We start from the raw sequence: 15,953 nt of genomic DNA on the forward strand, positions 1-15,953 counted from the left end.
ATTATTTAAATAAAATATATTAAATTTTTAATTTTATTTAATTAAAATCTATATAATATGTAAATATTTTTCAATAAAATAATTTATACTATAAAATTTAAATAAGTGATAAAGTAAATGAAAAAAATAAAATACATTTTAGAAAAAATATTAAAATATACAAAAATAAATAAAAAACTTAGGAAATATCTTTGAATTAAAAAAAATAAAAAGAAAATTTTTAGAAATCAATATAAAGTTAGAAAATAAAAAAAAATGGAATAATTTTAATTATATAAAAAAATATAATAAAAAAAAAAAAAAATTATTTAAAAAAATTTATTTATTAAAATATATTAAAAATAAAATTAAAGAAAATAAAAATTTATTAAAATTATCTCTTGAATTATCAGATGTATCTCTTTTAAAAGATATACAAAATTCACTTAAAAAAATTAAAAAAAAAATTAATTATTTAAAATTTAAAAATATGTTTATTAAAAAAATAGATAAAAAAAATTGTTATCTTGAAATTCAATCAGGTTCAGGAGGAATAGATTCTCAAGATTGGTCAAAAATTTTATTAAAAATGTATTTAAATTGGACATATAAAAAAAAATTTAAAACACAAATAATTAATATCATACATGATGAATTGAATGGAATTAAATCTGCAACAATTAAAATTAAAGGAAAATATGCTTTTGGTTGGTTAAGAACAGAATCAGGAATACATAGATTAGTAAGAAAAAGCCCATTTAATTCAGAAAACAAAAGACATACTTCATTTAGCTCAGTATATATATATCCAATTATTAAAAAAAAAAATATTAATGAAATAAAAAAATCTGATTTAAAAATAGATGTATATAAATCATCTGGTTCAGGTGGTCAACATGTAAATAAAACAGAATCTGCTGTTCGAATTAAACATATTCCAACAGGAATTGTTGTTCAATGTCAAAATAATAGATCTCAACATAAAAATAAAAAACAAGCAATACAACAAATCAAATCTAAAATATTAAATATTGAAATAAAACAAAAAAAAAAAGAAAAAAAAGAAATTGATAAAAAAAAATATGAAATTAAATGGGGAAATCAAATTAGATCATACATATTAGATGATTCTAGAATCAAAGATTTAAGAACAGGTTTAGAAACTAAAAATATACACAATTTTTTAAATGGAAAAATTGATAAATTCATAAAAAAAAGTTTAAAATTAGGATTTTAAAAAAAAAAAAAAATGAAAAAAAACGAAAAAATAAAATCTAAAAAAAAAATAATTATAAATAACGAATTTAAAATTAGAAAAAAAAAATTAAAATTATTAAAAAAAAATGGTTTTAATTTTCCAAATAATTTTTTCAAAAATTATTTATCAAAAGAAATTTTTATAAAATATAATTCATATAATAGAACATCGTTAAAATTAATTAATTTATCGGTTAAAATTGCTGGAAGAATTATTCAAAAAAGAATTATGGGAAAATCTACATTTATTCGTTTACAAGATTCAAAAGGACAAATTCAAATATATTATTCTATAAATTCTATTCAAAAAAAAAAAAATGATTATATTGAATTTAAAAATTTAGATTTAGGTGACATTATAGGAGTAAAAGGTATTTTATTTAAAACAAAAACAAATGAATTAACTATTCATTGTAAAAAATTTATATTACTTAATAAATCACTTAGACCTCTTCCTGAAAAATGGCATGGATTAATAAACAAAGAAACTAGATATAGAAAAAGATATATTGATTTTATTTCTAATACAAAATTAAAAAAAATTTTTATAAATAGAGCAAAAATTATTTCATCCATTAGAAAATATATGGAAAAAAAAAATTTTTTAGAAGTAGAAACTCCAATGCTACATAATATACCTGGTGGGGCAATTGCTAAACCATTTATTACAAAACATAATTCATTAAATAAAAAAATGTATTTAAGAATTGCTCCAGAACTATATTTAAAAAGATTAATAATAGGAGGATTTGAAAAAATATTTGAAATTAATAGAAATTTTAGAAATGAAGGAATATCTTCTCGTCATAATCCAGAATTTACAATGATGGAAATGTATGTTGCATATACTAATTATACATATTCAATGAAATTCTTAAAAAAATTAATTATATATATATCAAAAAAAATAAATAAAAAAAAAATAATACAATATCAAAATTATACTTTTAATTTAAATAAACCATTTCAAAAATTTACAATGAAAGAATCAATTCTTAAATTTAATAATAATATTTCAAAAGAAGATTTAAAAGATTTATCAAAAATTAAAAAAATTGCTCAATTATTAAAAATAAAATTAAAAAAGAAATGGAAATTAGGAAAAATTATTACTGAAATATTTGAAAAAACAGTAGAAAAAAAATTAATATATCCTACATTTATTACAGAATATCCAATTGAAGTCTCTCCATTAGCAAAAACAAACAATAAAAATAAAAATATTACTGATAGATTTGAATTTTTTATTGGTGGATATGAAATAGCAAATGGGTTTTCAGAATTAAATGATTCTCAAGAGCAAAAAAAAAGATTTACTAAACAAACTCAAATAAACTTAAATAAAACATACGATAAAGATTATATATTAGCATTAGAACATGGACTTCCTCCAACATCTGGATTAGGAATTGGAATAGATAGATTAACAATGATATTTACTAATCAAAAAAATATAAAAGATGTAATACTTTTTCCAACTATGAGAAATATAAAAAAATAAATTAAAATAAAAATATGAAAATTAATAAAAAAAAAATAATAAATAAAAAACATATTTTATCTGCAATAAAAATATATAAATCACCATTTTGGATGTATGATTATAAAAAAATTAAAGAAAAAATTTTTCAATTAAAAAAATTTGATATTATTAGATTTGCTCAAAAATCTTGTTCTAATATTCATATATTAAAAATTATGAAAAAATATGGAACAAAAATTGATGCTGTTTCATTAGGAGAAATAGAAAGAGCTTTAAAGGCTGGATTTAAAGGAAATTGTAATGATATTGTTTATACATCAGATATTATAGAAAATGAAACATTAAAAAAAGTAATTAAATACAATATTCCAGTAAATATTGGATCTATAGATATGATTAAAAAAATTGGAAAAAAATCAAAAAATCATAAAATATGGTTACGAATTAATCCTAGATTTGGAGATGGACATAATAAAAAAACAAATACTGGTGGAAAAAATAGTAAACATGGAATTTGGAATACAAAAAAAGCTATTAATTTAATAAAAAAATATCATTTGAAATTAATAGGTTTACATATGCATATTGGATCTGGAGCTAATTATTTTCATTTAAAAAAAGTATGCAATTCAATGATTAAACAAGCAATATTAATAAATAAAAAAATTAATTTTATATCTGCTGGAGGAGGACTAACAATACCTTATAAAATTCATGAAAAAGAAATAAATATTAAAAATTATTTTAAAATATGGAATAAATCTAAAAAAATTATAGAAAAAAAATTAGAATGTTCAATAAAATTAGAAATTGAACCTGGAAGATTTTTAGTTGCAGAATCTGGAATTTTAATATCTCAAATACAAAGTATTAAAAAAGTAAAAAATAGGATTTTTGTTTTAGTAAACGTTGGATTTAATGATTTAATTAGACCAGTTTTATATGGAAGTTATCATTATATATCTATTCTTCCAATAGACAATAGAAAAATAAATTATTCTAATACAATAAATGTAATTATTGGAGGACCATTATGTGAATCTGGAGATATTTTTACTCAAAAAGAAAATAGTAAAATATATACTATTAAACTTCCAATAATAAAAAGAGGAGATTATATAATATTTCATGATGTTGGAGCTTATGGAGCATCTATGTCTTCAAATTATAATAGTAGACCATTAATTCCAGAAATTTTATTTAAAGATAATAATTTTATTCAAATTCGAAGAAAACAAACTATTAAAGAAATGTTATCTTTAGAAATGTAAAAATAAAAAAATTATTTTAAAAAATATGTTTATTAATATATAAAAATTTTTTATATTATTTTATATTTATTATATAAAATTAATTTATTTATCTTAAAAATAATTTATTTTTTTATAATTAAATTTTTAAATAAATTTAAAAATATAAATAATTTATAAAAATATATTAAAATATTATCTTTTATACATTATTTATATTTAAAAAATAATAATAATTTATTAAAAATTTTTTAAATAAAAATAAATTTTATATTTTTATAAAAAATATAAATAAAAAAATTATATATTTAAAAAAAAATTTTAATTTTGAATATAAAAAATAAATAAAATTTGAATAAAAAAAAATATGAAAAAAATACATATAAAAACATGGGGTTGTCAAATGAATGAATATGATTCCTCTATCATATTCAAAGTACTAAAAAAACACTTTAATTGCAAATATACAAATTTAGCAGAAAAATCAGATATTATTATACTAAACACATGTTCAATCAGAGAAAAAGCGCAAGAAAAACTTTTTCATCAATTAGGAAGATGGAAAAATTTAAAAAAAAAAAAAAACATTATTATTGCAGTTGGAGGATGTGTTGCTGTACAAGAAAAAGAAAATATTTATAAAAGATCTCCTTTTGTTGACATTATCTTTGGCCCAAAAACTATTCATAAATTACCAAAAATGATTAGTAAATTTAAACAAAATAAAAAAAATATTATTAATATAAAAGAAAATAAATTAAAAAAATTTAACTTCTTTAAAATAAATAAAACAAAAAAAATTAGTTCATATATTTCAATTATGGAAGGTTGTAATAAGTGTTGTTCATTTTGTATAGTTCCTCATACAAGAGGAAAAGAAATAAGTCGATCACCTGAAAAAATTATTGATGAATCTAAATTTTTATCAAAAAATGGAACAAAAGAAATTATTTTACTTGGACAAAATGTAAATTCTTATAAAGGAATTTTTTCAAATGGAAAAAATTGTAAATTATCTAAACTTATTGAAATTATTTCAAAAATTAATAAAATAAAAAGAATACGATTTACTACAAGTAATCCAATGGAATTTACACAAGATTTAATAGAAATATATAATAAAACAAATAAATTAGTAAGTTATTTGCACTTACCGGTACAAAGTGGATCAAATAAAATATTAAAAAAAATGAGAAGGTCATATTCAATTTCTAAATATAAAAAAATAATAAATAAATTAAAATTAATTCGACCAAATATTCAAATAACTTCTGATTTTATAATAGGTTTTCCTGGAGAAACAGAAAAAGATTTTAAAAAAACACTACAATTAATTAAAGATATAAAATTTGATATGAGTTTTAGTTTTATTTATTCGCCAAGACCAGGAACTCCAGCAATAAGATTAAAAGATAATATAAGTTTAAAAGAAAAAAAAAAGAGATTATATATTCTTCAAAAAAAAATTAAATATAATACAAATTTTTGGAGTCAAAAAATGATTGGAACTTATCAAGAAGTTTTGGTTGAAAAAAGTATATATAAAAAAAATATATTAAAATTATTTGGAAAAACTCAAAATAATAGAATTGTAATCTTTAAAGGTCCTTTAAATTTAATTGGAAAAATAGTTTTTGTAAAAATTTATAAAGCATCATTATATAAATTAAAAGGAAAAATAAAACAAAATAACCATTATTATTAAACAATTAAAATATTTTAAATTAATAAAAAAAATGATAAAAATAAATATACAAAATACTTGTAAAAATAAAAAAAATATTCCTAATAAAAATATAATAAAAAAATGGATAAAAAAAATATTACAAAAAAATATTAAAAAATCAATTATTACTATTAGGATTGTTAAAAAAAAAGAAATTAAAAAACTAAATTATATATATAGAAAAAAAAATAAAACAACTAATATTTTATCATTTTTAATAATTGATAATAAAAAAAATAATAATTCATTATTAGTAGGAGATTTAATTATTTGTAATAGTGTTTTAAAAAAAGAATCTAAACAATATAATATAAAAATATTAGAACGTTGGTCTCATATTATTGTTCATGGAATTTTACATTTAATTGGATATCAACATAATAATTTATTAAATAAAAAAAAAATGGAATATTTAGAAATAAAAAAAATGATTTCTTTAGGATTTAAAAATCCATATTTATATTTTAAAAAATAATTTTTTATTATAAATAAAATTTATATATATTAAAAATTTAAAAAAAAAATTTATATTATAATTACTAATGAGAAATAAAAAAAATGCATAAAAATAATAAAAAAGGATTCATTTCTTTACTTTTAAAAAATTTTTTTTTTATCAACCAAAAAATATAAAAGAATTTAAAATCATAGTAAAAGAAGCTAAAAAAAATAAATTAATTAATAGTCATACTTTAAGTATTATAAATGGAGCAATTAATATAGAAAATAAAAAAGTAAAAGATATTATGATACCTAGAATTAAAATAATAAGATTAAAAATAAATTATACATTAAATCAATGTTTAAAAAAAATAATTAAATCATCACATTCTAGATTTCCAATAATAAATTATGATAATAATTATATAAATGGATTTTTAATGGCAAAAGATTTACTTCAATATATACAAAATAAAAATAAAATTTTTTCATTAAAAAATTTAATTAGACCTCCTGTAATAGTTCCAGAAAGTCAAAGTTTAAATAGAATTTTAAAAGAATTTCGATTAAAAAGAAATCATCTAGCTATAGTTGTAGATGAGTTTGGAATCATTACTGGTTTAATAACTATAGAAGATGTATTAGAAGTAATTTTAAAAAAACTATAAAAAAATAAAATTTTTTTTTTATTTATTAAAACTTTTAAAAATTTAATTTTAATATAAGATAAAATATGAAAAAAAAATATGATCCAAATAAAATAGAAAAAAAAATACAATACAAATGGGAAAAAGAAAAAACTTTTAATGTATATGAAAATTTAAAAAAAAAAAAATATTATTGTTTACCAATGTTACCTTATCCATCAGGAAATTTACATATTGGACATGTTAGAAATTACACTATTAGTGATGTTATTTCTAGATATCATCGAATGTTAGGAAAAAATGTTTTACAACCTATTGGATGGGATTCTTTTGGTTTGCCTGCTGAAGAAGCTGCAAAAAAAAATAATAAAAATCCATATAATTGGACAAAAAAAAATATTTTTTACATGAAAAAACAATTAAAAAAACTAGGTTTAAGTTATGATTGGAGTAGAGAAATTTCAACATGTGATCCAAATTATTACAAATGGGAACAATGGTTTTTTATTAAATTATATAAAAAAAAATTAGTTTATAAAAAAAGAGCATTAGTTAAATGGTGTCCAAAAGATAATACAGTTTTAGCAAACGAACAAGTTATAAAAGGAAAATGTTGGAGATGTGATACAAAAATTAAATTAAAAAAACTATCACAATGGTTTTTAAAAATAACAAAATACGCAGAAAATCTATATAAAGGAATAAAATTACTTCAAGGATGGCCTAAAAAAGTTAAAATAATGCAAAAAAATTGGATTGGAAGGACAAAAGGAATAGAATTAAATTTTAAAATTAAAAATAGCAAAAATATAATTAAAGGATATACAACTAAACCTTATAGCATATTAGACTCAAAATATTTAGCAATATCACCAGATAATAAATATATAAAAAAATTAATTAAAAAAGATATTATAATTAAAAAATTTATAAATAAACAATTAAAAAAATTAACATCTACATCAAATTTTAAAAATATTCAAAATATTGGAATTAATACAAAAAAAATAGCAATTCATCCATTAAATAAAAAAGAATTACCAATATGGATTGCAAATTTTGTTTTTATAAAATATGGAACCAATATAATAATCGCATCTCCAAAATATAGTTTAAGTGAATTAAATTTTTATAATAAAAATTTAAATAAAAAAAAATATATTTATTTAAAAAAAAAAAATTTAAAAAAAAATGAAAATAAATCAAAATGTATAATTAAAAAAATTATAAAAAAAAAAATTGGAAAAAAAAAAATTAAATATAAAATTCAAGACTGGAATATTTCTAGACAAAGATATTGGGGAACACCTATACCAATAGCAATTAATAAAGATAATTCTATTACTCCTGTTCCAAAAAAAAAATTACCAATTAAATTACCTAAATTTAATAAAAATTTTAATTATATTAAACAATCTAAAATAAAAATAAATGGAATAAATACTAAAATAGAAAAAGATACATTTGATACATTTGTAGAATCATCATGGTATTATGCAAGATATACGTGTCCAAATAATTCTAAAAAAATGTTAGATTCATTTACATCAAAATATTGGTTGCCTGTTGATCAATACATTGGAGGAATCGAACACGCAACAATGCATTTAATATATTTTAGATTTTTTCATAAATTATTATATGATTTTAATTTAGTTAATACAAATGAACCTGTTAAAAAATTGTTATGCCAAGGTATGGTTTTATCTAATGCATTTTATTATTTAAAAAAAAACAATACAAGAGTTTGGATAAATTCAAAAAAAATTTCTATAAAATTTGATAAAAAAAATAATATTATATCAATTTCAAAATTTAAAAAAAGAAAAATATTTCATGCAGGAATGATTAAAATGTCCAAATCTAAAAATAATGGAATTGAACCAAAAAAAGTTATTCAAAAATATGGAGCAGATACAATTAGATTATTTATAATGTTTTCTGCACCAGTAGAATCTGACTTACAATGGAATGATCTTGGAATAAAAGGAATATATAAATTTTTAAATAAACTTTGGAAATTTAGTTACTTAATTAATAAATTATTTAAACAAAAAAAAATAAATAAAAATAAAATATTAAATAAAAAACAAAAAAAAATTTATTTTCATTTAAATAAAACAATATTTGATGTTTCTAAAGATATTCATATTAGGCAATCATTTCATACAGCTATATCTAGAATTATGAAATTTTTTAAATATATAAAACAAATTAATATACAAAATTATTATGAATATTTTATAATTAGAAAATCACTTATTATTATTTTAAAATTACTATATCCATTTATTCCTCATTTTAGTTATTCAATTCTTTCATCATTCAAAAAAAAATTTTATATTAATATTAATAAATGGCCAAAAATAAATAAAAAATTTTTAAAAAAAAAATTTATAAAAATTATTATACAAATTAATGGAAAAATGTGTTGTATTATAAAAACAAAAAAAAATTTATCTCAAAAAAAAATATTAAAAATATCTTTAAAAGATAATTTTGTAATTAAAAAACTAAATAAAAAAAAAATTATAAAAAATTTTTTTATTCCTAATAAAATTTTAAATTTAATTACATCTAATTAAAAAATTTTTATAAAAAATATTTATTTTAAATAAAAAAAAAAAAAAATGAAAAAAAATGATATAATTAATAATATTTATAAAGAAAATAAATCTTTTTATATAATATATGGAAAAGAATATTTTTTAATAGAAAAATATAAAGACTTAATATTAGAAAAATTTAAAAATGAAAAAATAAAAAATTTTAAAAATGTTGAAATAAATAATAATAAAAACTGGAAAAATTTTTTTTATCAATGTCAAAAAAAAAATTTTTTTTATAAAAAAAAAATAATAATATTAAAAATTAATATAAAAAATATAGATAATAAAATTTTAAAAAAAATAAAAAAAAAAAAATTTATAACTAATTCTAATATAATAATAATAATTTTAAATAAATCAAATTATATAAAAATAATAAATTATCATTATAAAAAAAAAATTTTTTCAAATTCATTATTGATCCCTTGTTTTAATCTTTCAAAATATGAATTTTTTAAATGGATAAAAAAATATTTAAAAACTATAAATATTGATTATAAATCTCAAAATTTTTTATATAAAAGATTTAAAAATAATATTTTATTATTAAATCAAAATTTAGATATTTTATCTTTAATTTTTTTTAAAAAAAAAATAACTAAAAAAAAAATTGAAAAAATATTATTTTATGATAAAATTTATACAATTTTTGAATGGATAAATAATTTACTTTTAGGAAACAAAAAAAAATCTTTAATTATATTACATACATTATATAAATTTAAAATACATCCATTAATTATTATTAAACATTTAGAAAATCAATTAATAAATTTAATTTTATTTAAAAAAAATATAAATAAAATAAAAGAAATTTTTAAAAAAAAAAAAATATGGAAAAATAATCAAAAATTATATCTTAGATCAATTAAAAAAAATAGTTATTTAAATTTTTTAAAAATAATTAAATCATTAAATTGGATAAAAAAATCAATTAAAAATATAGAAGAAGAATCTATATGGATAATATTAAAAGAAATATCTATTTTTTTTAATTAAAAAATTTTTTAAACAAAAAAATAATATAAAAAAATGAATAAAAATAATAAAAAAAAAATATTTAATTTAAATGGTTATAGATGCCCGGATACAATGTTATTTTTAAGAAAAAAACTCCGATCAATAAAAATCGGAGAAATTATTTTAATTATTTCAGATGATATTACTCTTAAAAAAGAAATAGTTTTTTTATGTAATTTTTCAAATTTTATTTTGTTAAAATCTAAAACATATAAAATTCCATATTCTTATATTATAAAAAAAAAAAAATAAAAAATTATTAAATTAAAAAATTTAACATTCTTCTTAATGGTTCTGCAGCACCCCATAATAATTGATCACCTATAGAAAAAGCAGAAAAATAATTATTACCTAGACTTAATTTTTTTATTCTTCCAATAGGAATATTTAAAGTTCCTGTAACGGATAATGGAGTTAATTTTTCTAAACTATTTTTTTTATTATTTTTAATAACTTTAACCCATTTATTATTACTAGAAATAATATTTTCTATATTTTTTAAATCTATATTTTTATTTAATTTAATTATAAAAGATTGACTATGACAACGTAAAGAACCAACTCTCACACATGTTCCATCAATTAATATTTTTTTATTTTTTTTTAAAGATAAAATCTTATTAGTTTCTGCTTCCATTTTCCATTCTTCCTTACTTTGACCATTATTCATTTCACCATCAATCCATGGAATTAAATTTAAAATTAAAGGTACTATAGAATGAGTTTTTGGAAAATTATTTTTTTTAAAAATTTTTGAAATATTTTTTTCAATTTCTAAAATTGATTGTGAAATAAAAGTATTATAAGAAAAATATTTATTTAAAAAACATATTTGATTCAATAAATCTAATATATATCCAGATCCTCCACCAGAAGCTGCTTGATAGGTAGAAAAAGAAATCCATTTAATTAATTTTTTTTTAAATAAACCACCTAAAGCTAACATCATTAAACTGACAGTACAATTTCCACCAACAAAGGTTTTTATTCCTTTATCAATAGATTTAATAATATTTTTATTATTAATTGGATCTAATATAATAACTGAATCATTTTGCATTCTTAAATCTGAAGCAGCATCAATCCAATATCCAGACCATCCATATTTTCTTAATTTATAATATATTTTATTTGTATATGAACTTCCTTGACATGTTAAAATAATATCTAAATCATTTAATTCTTCTATTTTGTATGCATCTTTTAAAAATTTATTTTTAAAAAAATTATTATAATTTGGATTTTTTAAACCCACTTGAGAGGTTGAAAAAAAAATAAAATTAAAGTTAGAAAAATCTTTTTTTTTAATAATTCTTTCTAATAAAACCGATCCTACCATTCCTCTCCATCCAATAAATCCAACATTTTTTTTCATAATATTTAAATACGATTAAATTTTTATAAAAATTTTTATTAATACATTTATTTATTAAAAAAAAATAATCATCCTCATAAGTTAAAAAAATATAATTTATAAAATATATTTAAAATTTTTATAATAATTTTATATTATATACTTCTCTTTAAAAAAATATAATTAATTTTTTTAAAATAATTTATTCATATTAAAATATAATAATATATAATTATTTATATATAAATTTAAAAATAATATTTTTTATAAAAATAGGAATAAAATATGAAAAAAATGATTTCTACGGTTATATTATTAATTTTAATTATGGATCCATTAGGAAACTTACCAATTTTTATGACTATTTTAAAAAATTTTAATTCTAAAAAAAGAAGAATAATAATAATTAGAGAAATGTTAATTTCTTTATTAATTATGACAATTTTTTTATTTTCTGGAGAAAATATACTTAATTTTTTAAATTTAAAAACTGAAACAGTATCTATTTCTGGTGGAATTATTTTATTTTTTATTTCAATAAAAATGATTTTTCCAAACGAGGAAATAAAAAATAAAAAAGAAATATTAAAAGATGAACCATTTTTAGTTCCTTTAGCTATTCCATTAGTTGCTGGACCATCTATATTAGCAACTTTAATGTTATTATCACATCAAAATTCAAATTATATAAAATGTATTTTTATAGCATTATTAATAGCATGGACTATTACATTAATTACATTATTAATGTCTGACATATTTTTAAAAATTTTTGGTAAAAAAGTAGTTAATGTATTAGAACGATTAATGGGATTAATATTAATTATGTTATCTACTCAAATGTTTTTAGATGGAATTAAAAAATGGTTTTATAATTAATTTTTATTAAAAATTTTATAAAAAATTTTTTTTAAATAATATATGTTAAAATATTATAATTAAATATATTAAAAATAGTTTTTTACAAAAATATATATAATTTTATAAAAAAAATATTAAATAAATTTATAATTTTATAAAATTTATTTTTATAATACAATAAATTTATTTTTGTATTAAAAAATTTTTTAAAAAATATTTTAAAACCTTCTTAATTATATAAGATTAAAAATATGAATATAAATGATATAACAAAAATTAATATATATAAAAAAAAAATATTAATTAGATTAGATTTAAATGTTCCAATGAAGAAAAATAAAATTACATCATATGAAAGAATTAATTCTTCTCTTAAAACTATTAAATTTGCATTAAAAAATAAATCAAAAATTATAATTTTATCTCATTTAGGTCGTCCAACAGAAGGATTATTTAAAAAAAAATACTCTTTATTACCTATTGTAAATTATTTAAAACAAAAATTTCCAAATGTTATAATTCATTTTAAAAAAAATATAAATAAAAAATATAAAATTAATTATGGAGAAATTTTAATTTTTGAAAATGTAAGATTTAATATTGGAGAAAAAAATAATGATAAAATATTATCAAAAAAATATGCATCTTTATGTGAAGTATTTGTTATAGACGCATTTGGAACAGCTCATAGAAAAGAAGCATCTACTTATGGTGTAGGAATTTTTTCAAAAATATCATGTGCTGGATTTTTATTTATGTCAGAAATTAAATCTTTAAAAAAATGTATACAAAATCCAAAACTTCCTCTAGTAACTATTTTAGGAGGATCAAAAATATCAACAAAATTTAATATTTTAAAAAAATTATGTAAAATATCAGATACTGTTATAGTTGGAGGAGGAATTGCAAATACATTTTTAGCAATTAAAAATAATATAGGAAAATCAATATATGAAAAAAATTTCATTAATTTAGCAAAAAAATTAAAAAAAAAATATAATATAATAATACCTATTGATTCAAAAGTAAAACAAACAAATATAAAAAAAATTAAATATATAATTAAAAAATCAAGTGAAATAAAAAATAACGAAGAAATTATGGATATAGGTAATCAAACTATTAAAAAAATAAAAAAAATAATAAAAAAAGCAAAAACTATTATTTGGAACGGTCCTGTAGGAGTTTTTGAATCAAAAGAATTTAGAAATGGAACAAAAAAAATTGCATATGCAATTTCAAATAATAAAAATTCTTTTTCTATTGCTGGAGGAGGAGATACATTAGCAGTAATAGAAATGTTTGATATAAAAAATAATATTTCATATATATCTACTGGTGGTGGAGCATTTTTAGAATTTATAGAAGGTAAAAAATTACCAGTCATAAAAATGCTTAAAAAAAAATATATTAAAAAATAAAATTTTAAATATTAGGAATATATAAAAATGAAAAAAATTTTAAAAAATTTTAAAAAAGGTGTTTTAAATGGAATAGAAACAAAAAAAATTTTTAAATTAGCTAAAAAAAATAATTTTGCAATTCCTGCAATTAATTGTATTAATACAGATTCTATTAATTCAATTTTACAAACTGCATCAAAAATAAAATCTCCTGTAATTATTCAATTTTCATATGGAGGATCAATTTTTATTTCTGGAAAAAAAAATAAAAATAATTCATTTCAAGAAGCAATAGATGGAGCTATATCAGGAGCAAAACATATTCATTTAATGGCAAAACATTATAAAATACCAATTATAATTCATACAGATCATTGTAATAAAGATCTTTTACCGTGGTTAAATGGATTAATTAAATTTGGAAAAAAATACTTTAAAAAAAAAGGATATCCTTTATTTTCATCACATATGTTAGATTTATCTCATGAAAATTTAAAAAATAATATTAATTATTGTTGTAAATATTTAAAAAAAATAAGTAAAATAAATATGTTTTTAGAAATTGAACTTGGATGTACTGGAGGAGAAGAAGATGGAATAGATAATACAAAAATAAAAAAAAAATATTTGTATACTAAACCGAAAGAAGTAAATTATGCATATAAAAAATTATCTTCTATTAATTCAAATTTTTCTATTGCAGCATCTTTTGGAAACGTACACGGAGTTTATAAAATAGGAAATGTCGATTTAAAACCAAAAATTTTAATAAGATCCCAACAATATGTTAAAAAACATAATCAAATTAATAAAAACAATCCATTAAATTTTGTTTTTCATGGTGGTTCTGGATCATCTTTAAAAGATATTAAAAAATCTATTTTATATGGAGTAGTAAAAATAAATTTTGATACAGATATACAATGGTTTACTTGGAAAGGAATATTAAATTTTTATAAAAAAAATAAAAAATATCTTCAACATCAATTAGGTAATCCAGAAGGAAAAAATAAACCTAATAAAAAATATTATGATCCAAGAAATTGGATTCAATATTATAAAAATTATATTTCTAAAAAATTAAAAAAAATATTTTTTAATTTAAATTCAATAAATTTATTATAAAAAACTTAAAATAAATATAAAAAATAATAATTAAATTGTTTAATATTTAAATTTTAAAATTTTATATTTAAAAAATTTTTTCAAACATTAAAATATATTCGGATTTTTTTATATGCTTAAATATATATTTATAATTTCAGCAATGATTATTTTATTAAGTCGATTTAATCATTTTCAACCAACTTTAATTATTGCTACGTTCGGAACTTTAGGGATGACTATTGGTTTTACTTTACAAGGAACGATAGCTAATTTTACAGCTGGAATTTTATTAAAAATTTTTAAACCATTTAAAATAAAAGAATTTATTAGTTTAGATAAATTATCCGGAACTGTATTAAATATAGATTTATTTTATACAGTAATTCAAACCATGGATGGAAAACTCGCTGTAATTCCAAATAATAAAGTTTTATTAGGAGAAATTATAAATTATACTCGATCACCTATTAGAAGAAATGAAATTTTTATAAAAATATCTTATTATAAAGATACACAATTTATAATTGATATACTTCAAAAAGTTTTAGATAATGAAGATAGAGTAATTAAAAATAAAGATACATTAATTGGATTAAATGAATTATCTCCATATCATTTAAAATTTGTTATACGATGTTGGAGTAAAACAGAAGAATTACAAAGTGTATATTGGGATTTAATGTTTTCTTTTAAAAAAGCTTTAGATAAACATAATATTCAAATTCCATATATTCCAAATAATAATTTACATATTATAAAAAAATAAAAAAATTTACTTTAATTTTGGTAATTAAATTAATTTTTTTCTATAATATT

The 15,953-nt window shown here is 16.6% G+C and carries 14 protein-coding genes; 13 read left to right on the forward strand and 1 reads right to left on the reverse strand.

Annotated elements, in window-relative coordinates:
- Nucleotides 1-169: 169 nt before the first annotated feature.
- The 9 genes from prfB to RJT80_RS01550 all read left to right on the forward strand — a co-directional run bounded on the left by prfB (nt 170) and on the right by RJT80_RS01550 (nt 10,664).
- On the forward strand, nt 170-1,216 hold the full coding sequence (prfB, locus tag RJT80_RS01510; RefSeq protein ID WP_343187954.1) for a peptide chain release factor 2: 1,047 nt from the start codon (nt 170-172) through the stop codon (nt 1,214-1,216).
- Nucleotides 1,217-1,228: 12 nt separating this feature from the next.
- Nucleotides 1,229-2,737: a lysine--tRNA ligase gene (lysS, locus tag RJT80_RS01515; protein ID WP_343187660.1), complete on the forward strand. Its 1,509-nt coding sequence runs from the start codon at nt 1,229-1,231 to the stop codon at nt 2,735-2,737.
- Between the two features lie 14 nt (nt 2,738-2,751).
- Nucleotides 2,752-3,990, forward strand: coding sequence for a diaminopimelate decarboxylase (gene lysA / locus RJT80_RS01520; RefSeq protein WP_343187661.1), 1,239 nt, complete (start codon nt 2,752-2,754; stop codon nt 3,988-3,990).
- Between the two features lie 346 nt (nt 3,991-4,336).
- A complete protein-coding gene (gene miaB, locus RJT80_RS01525; protein ID WP_343187662.1) occupies nt 4,337-5,674 on the forward strand; it encodes a tRNA (N6-isopentenyl adenosine(37)-C2)-methylthiotransferase MiaB in 1,338 nt (445 codons plus the stop codon).
- Nucleotides 5,675-5,705: 31 nt separating this feature from the next.
- Nucleotides 5,706-6,170, forward strand: coding sequence for an rRNA maturation RNase YbeY (ybeY, locus tag RJT80_RS01530; protein ID WP_343187663.1), 465 nt, complete (start codon nt 5,706-5,708; stop codon nt 6,168-6,170).
- A 271-nt stretch (nt 6,171-6,441) separates the two neighbouring features.
- Nucleotides 6,442-6,804 (forward strand): CBS domain-containing protein, encoded by a 363-nt coding sequence (locus RJT80_RS01535; RefSeq protein ID WP_343187664.1) that lies wholly within the window; start codon nt 6,442-6,444, stop codon nt 6,802-6,804.
- A gap of 65 nt (nt 6,805-6,869) precedes the next feature.
- On the forward strand, nt 6,870-9,368 hold the full coding sequence (gene leuS / locus RJT80_RS01540) for a leucine--tRNA ligase (RefSeq protein WP_343187665.1): 2,499 nt from the start codon (nt 6,870-6,872) through the stop codon (nt 9,366-9,368).
- Nucleotides 9,369-9,413: 45 nt separating this feature from the next.
- The gene (gene holA, locus RJT80_RS01545) at nt 9,414-10,391 is read left to right on the forward strand and encodes a DNA polymerase III subunit delta (RefSeq protein ID WP_343187666.1); all 978 of its coding nucleotides are present in this window, start codon (nt 9,414-9,416) and stop codon (nt 10,389-10,391) included.
- 33 nt (nt 10,392-10,424) lie between these two features.
- Nucleotides 10,425-10,664, forward strand: a complete 240-nt coding sequence (locus RJT80_RS01550) for a sulfurtransferase TusA family protein (protein ID WP_343187667.1) — start codon at nt 10,425-10,427, stop codon at nt 10,662-10,664.
- 7 nt (nt 10,665-10,671) lie between these two features.
- On the opposite strand, the gene asd is transcribed toward RJT80_RS01550, so the two are convergent.
- The gene (gene asd / locus RJT80_RS01555) at nt 10,672-11,787 is read right to left on the reverse strand and encodes an aspartate-semialdehyde dehydrogenase (RefSeq protein WP_343187668.1); all 1,116 of its coding nucleotides are present in this window, start codon (nt 11,785-11,787) and stop codon (nt 10,672-10,674) included.
- Nucleotides 11,788-12,051: 264 nt separating this feature from the next.
- Between asd and RJT80_RS01560 the strand changes: the two genes are divergently transcribed.
- From RJT80_RS01560 to RJT80_RS01575, 4 genes are all read left to right on the forward strand, one after another.
- Complete coding sequence (locus tag RJT80_RS01560) at nt 12,052-12,645, forward strand: YhgN family NAAT transporter (protein WP_343187669.1); 594 nt, start codon at nt 12,052-12,054, stop codon at nt 12,643-12,645.
- Between the two features lie 233 nt (nt 12,646-12,878).
- Nucleotides 12,879-14,048: a phosphoglycerate kinase gene (locus RJT80_RS01565; RefSeq protein ID WP_343187670.1), complete on the forward strand. Its 1,170-nt coding sequence runs from the start codon at nt 12,879-12,881 to the stop codon at nt 14,046-14,048.
- A 27-nt stretch (nt 14,049-14,075) separates the two neighbouring features.
- On the forward strand, nt 14,076-15,155 hold the full coding sequence (gene fbaA, locus RJT80_RS01570; protein ID WP_343187671.1) for a class II fructose-bisphosphate aldolase: 1,080 nt from the start codon (nt 14,076-14,078) through the stop codon (nt 15,153-15,155).
- 112 nt (nt 15,156-15,267) lie between these two features.
- Complete coding sequence (locus RJT80_RS01575) at nt 15,268-15,903, forward strand: mechanosensitive ion channel domain-containing protein (RefSeq protein ID WP_343187672.1); 636 nt, start codon at nt 15,268-15,270, stop codon at nt 15,901-15,903.
- Nucleotides 15,904-15,953 lie beyond the last annotated feature (50 nt).

It is taken from the genome of Buchnera aphidicola (Periphyllus koelreuteriae) (assembly GCF_039360445.1).
Taxonomy (GTDB): Bacteria; Pseudomonadota; Gammaproteobacteria; order Enterobacterales; family Enterobacteriaceae; genus Buchnera_J; species Buchnera_J aphidicola_BM.

What these genes read in the sequence shown, in the direction of transcription:
- lysS (WP_343187660.1), top strand. Translation starts at nt 1,229, where the DNA reads ATGAAAAAAAACGAAAAAATAAAATCTAAAAAAAAAATAATTATAAAT.
- lysA (WP_343187661.1), top strand. Translation starts at nt 2,752, where the DNA reads ATGAAAATTAATAAAAAAAAAATAATAAATAAAAAACATATTTTATCT.
- miaB (WP_343187662.1), top strand. Translation starts at nt 4,337, where the DNA reads ATGAAAAAAATACATATAAAAACATGGGGTTGTCAAATGAATGAATAT.
- ybeY (WP_343187663.1), top strand. Translation starts at nt 5,706, where the DNA reads ATGATAAAAATAAATATACAAAATACTTGTAAAAATAAAAAAAATATT.
- RJT80_RS01535 (WP_343187664.1), top strand. Translation starts at nt 6,442, where the DNA reads ATGATACCTAGAATTAAAATAATAAGATTAAAAATAAATTATACATTA.
- leuS (WP_343187665.1), top strand. Translation starts at nt 6,870, where the DNA reads ATGAAAAAAAAATATGATCCAAATAAAATAGAAAAAAAAATACAATAC.
- holA (WP_343187666.1), top strand. Translation starts at nt 9,414, where the DNA reads ATGAAAAAAAATGATATAATTAATAATATTTATAAAGAAAATAAATCT.
- RJT80_RS01550 (WP_343187667.1), top strand. Translation starts at nt 10,425, where the DNA reads ATGAATAAAAATAATAAAAAAAAAATATTTAATTTAAATGGTTATAGA.
- asd (WP_343187668.1), bottom strand. Translation starts at nt 11,787, where the DNA reads ATGAAAAAAAATGTTGGATTTATTGGATGGAGAGGAATGGTAGGATCG.
- RJT80_RS01560 (WP_343187669.1), top strand. Translation starts at nt 12,052, where the DNA reads ATGAAAAAAATGATTTCTACGGTTATATTATTAATTTTAATTATGGAT.
- RJT80_RS01565 (WP_343187670.1), top strand. Translation starts at nt 12,879, where the DNA reads ATGAATATAAATGATATAACAAAAATTAATATATATAAAAAAAAAATA.
- fbaA (WP_343187671.1), top strand. Translation starts at nt 14,076, where the DNA reads ATGAAAAAAATTTTAAAAAATTTTAAAAAAGGTGTTTTAAATGGAATA.
- RJT80_RS01575 (WP_343187672.1), top strand. Translation starts at nt 15,268, where the DNA reads ATGCTTAAATATATATTTATAATTTCAGCAATGATTATTTTATTAAGT.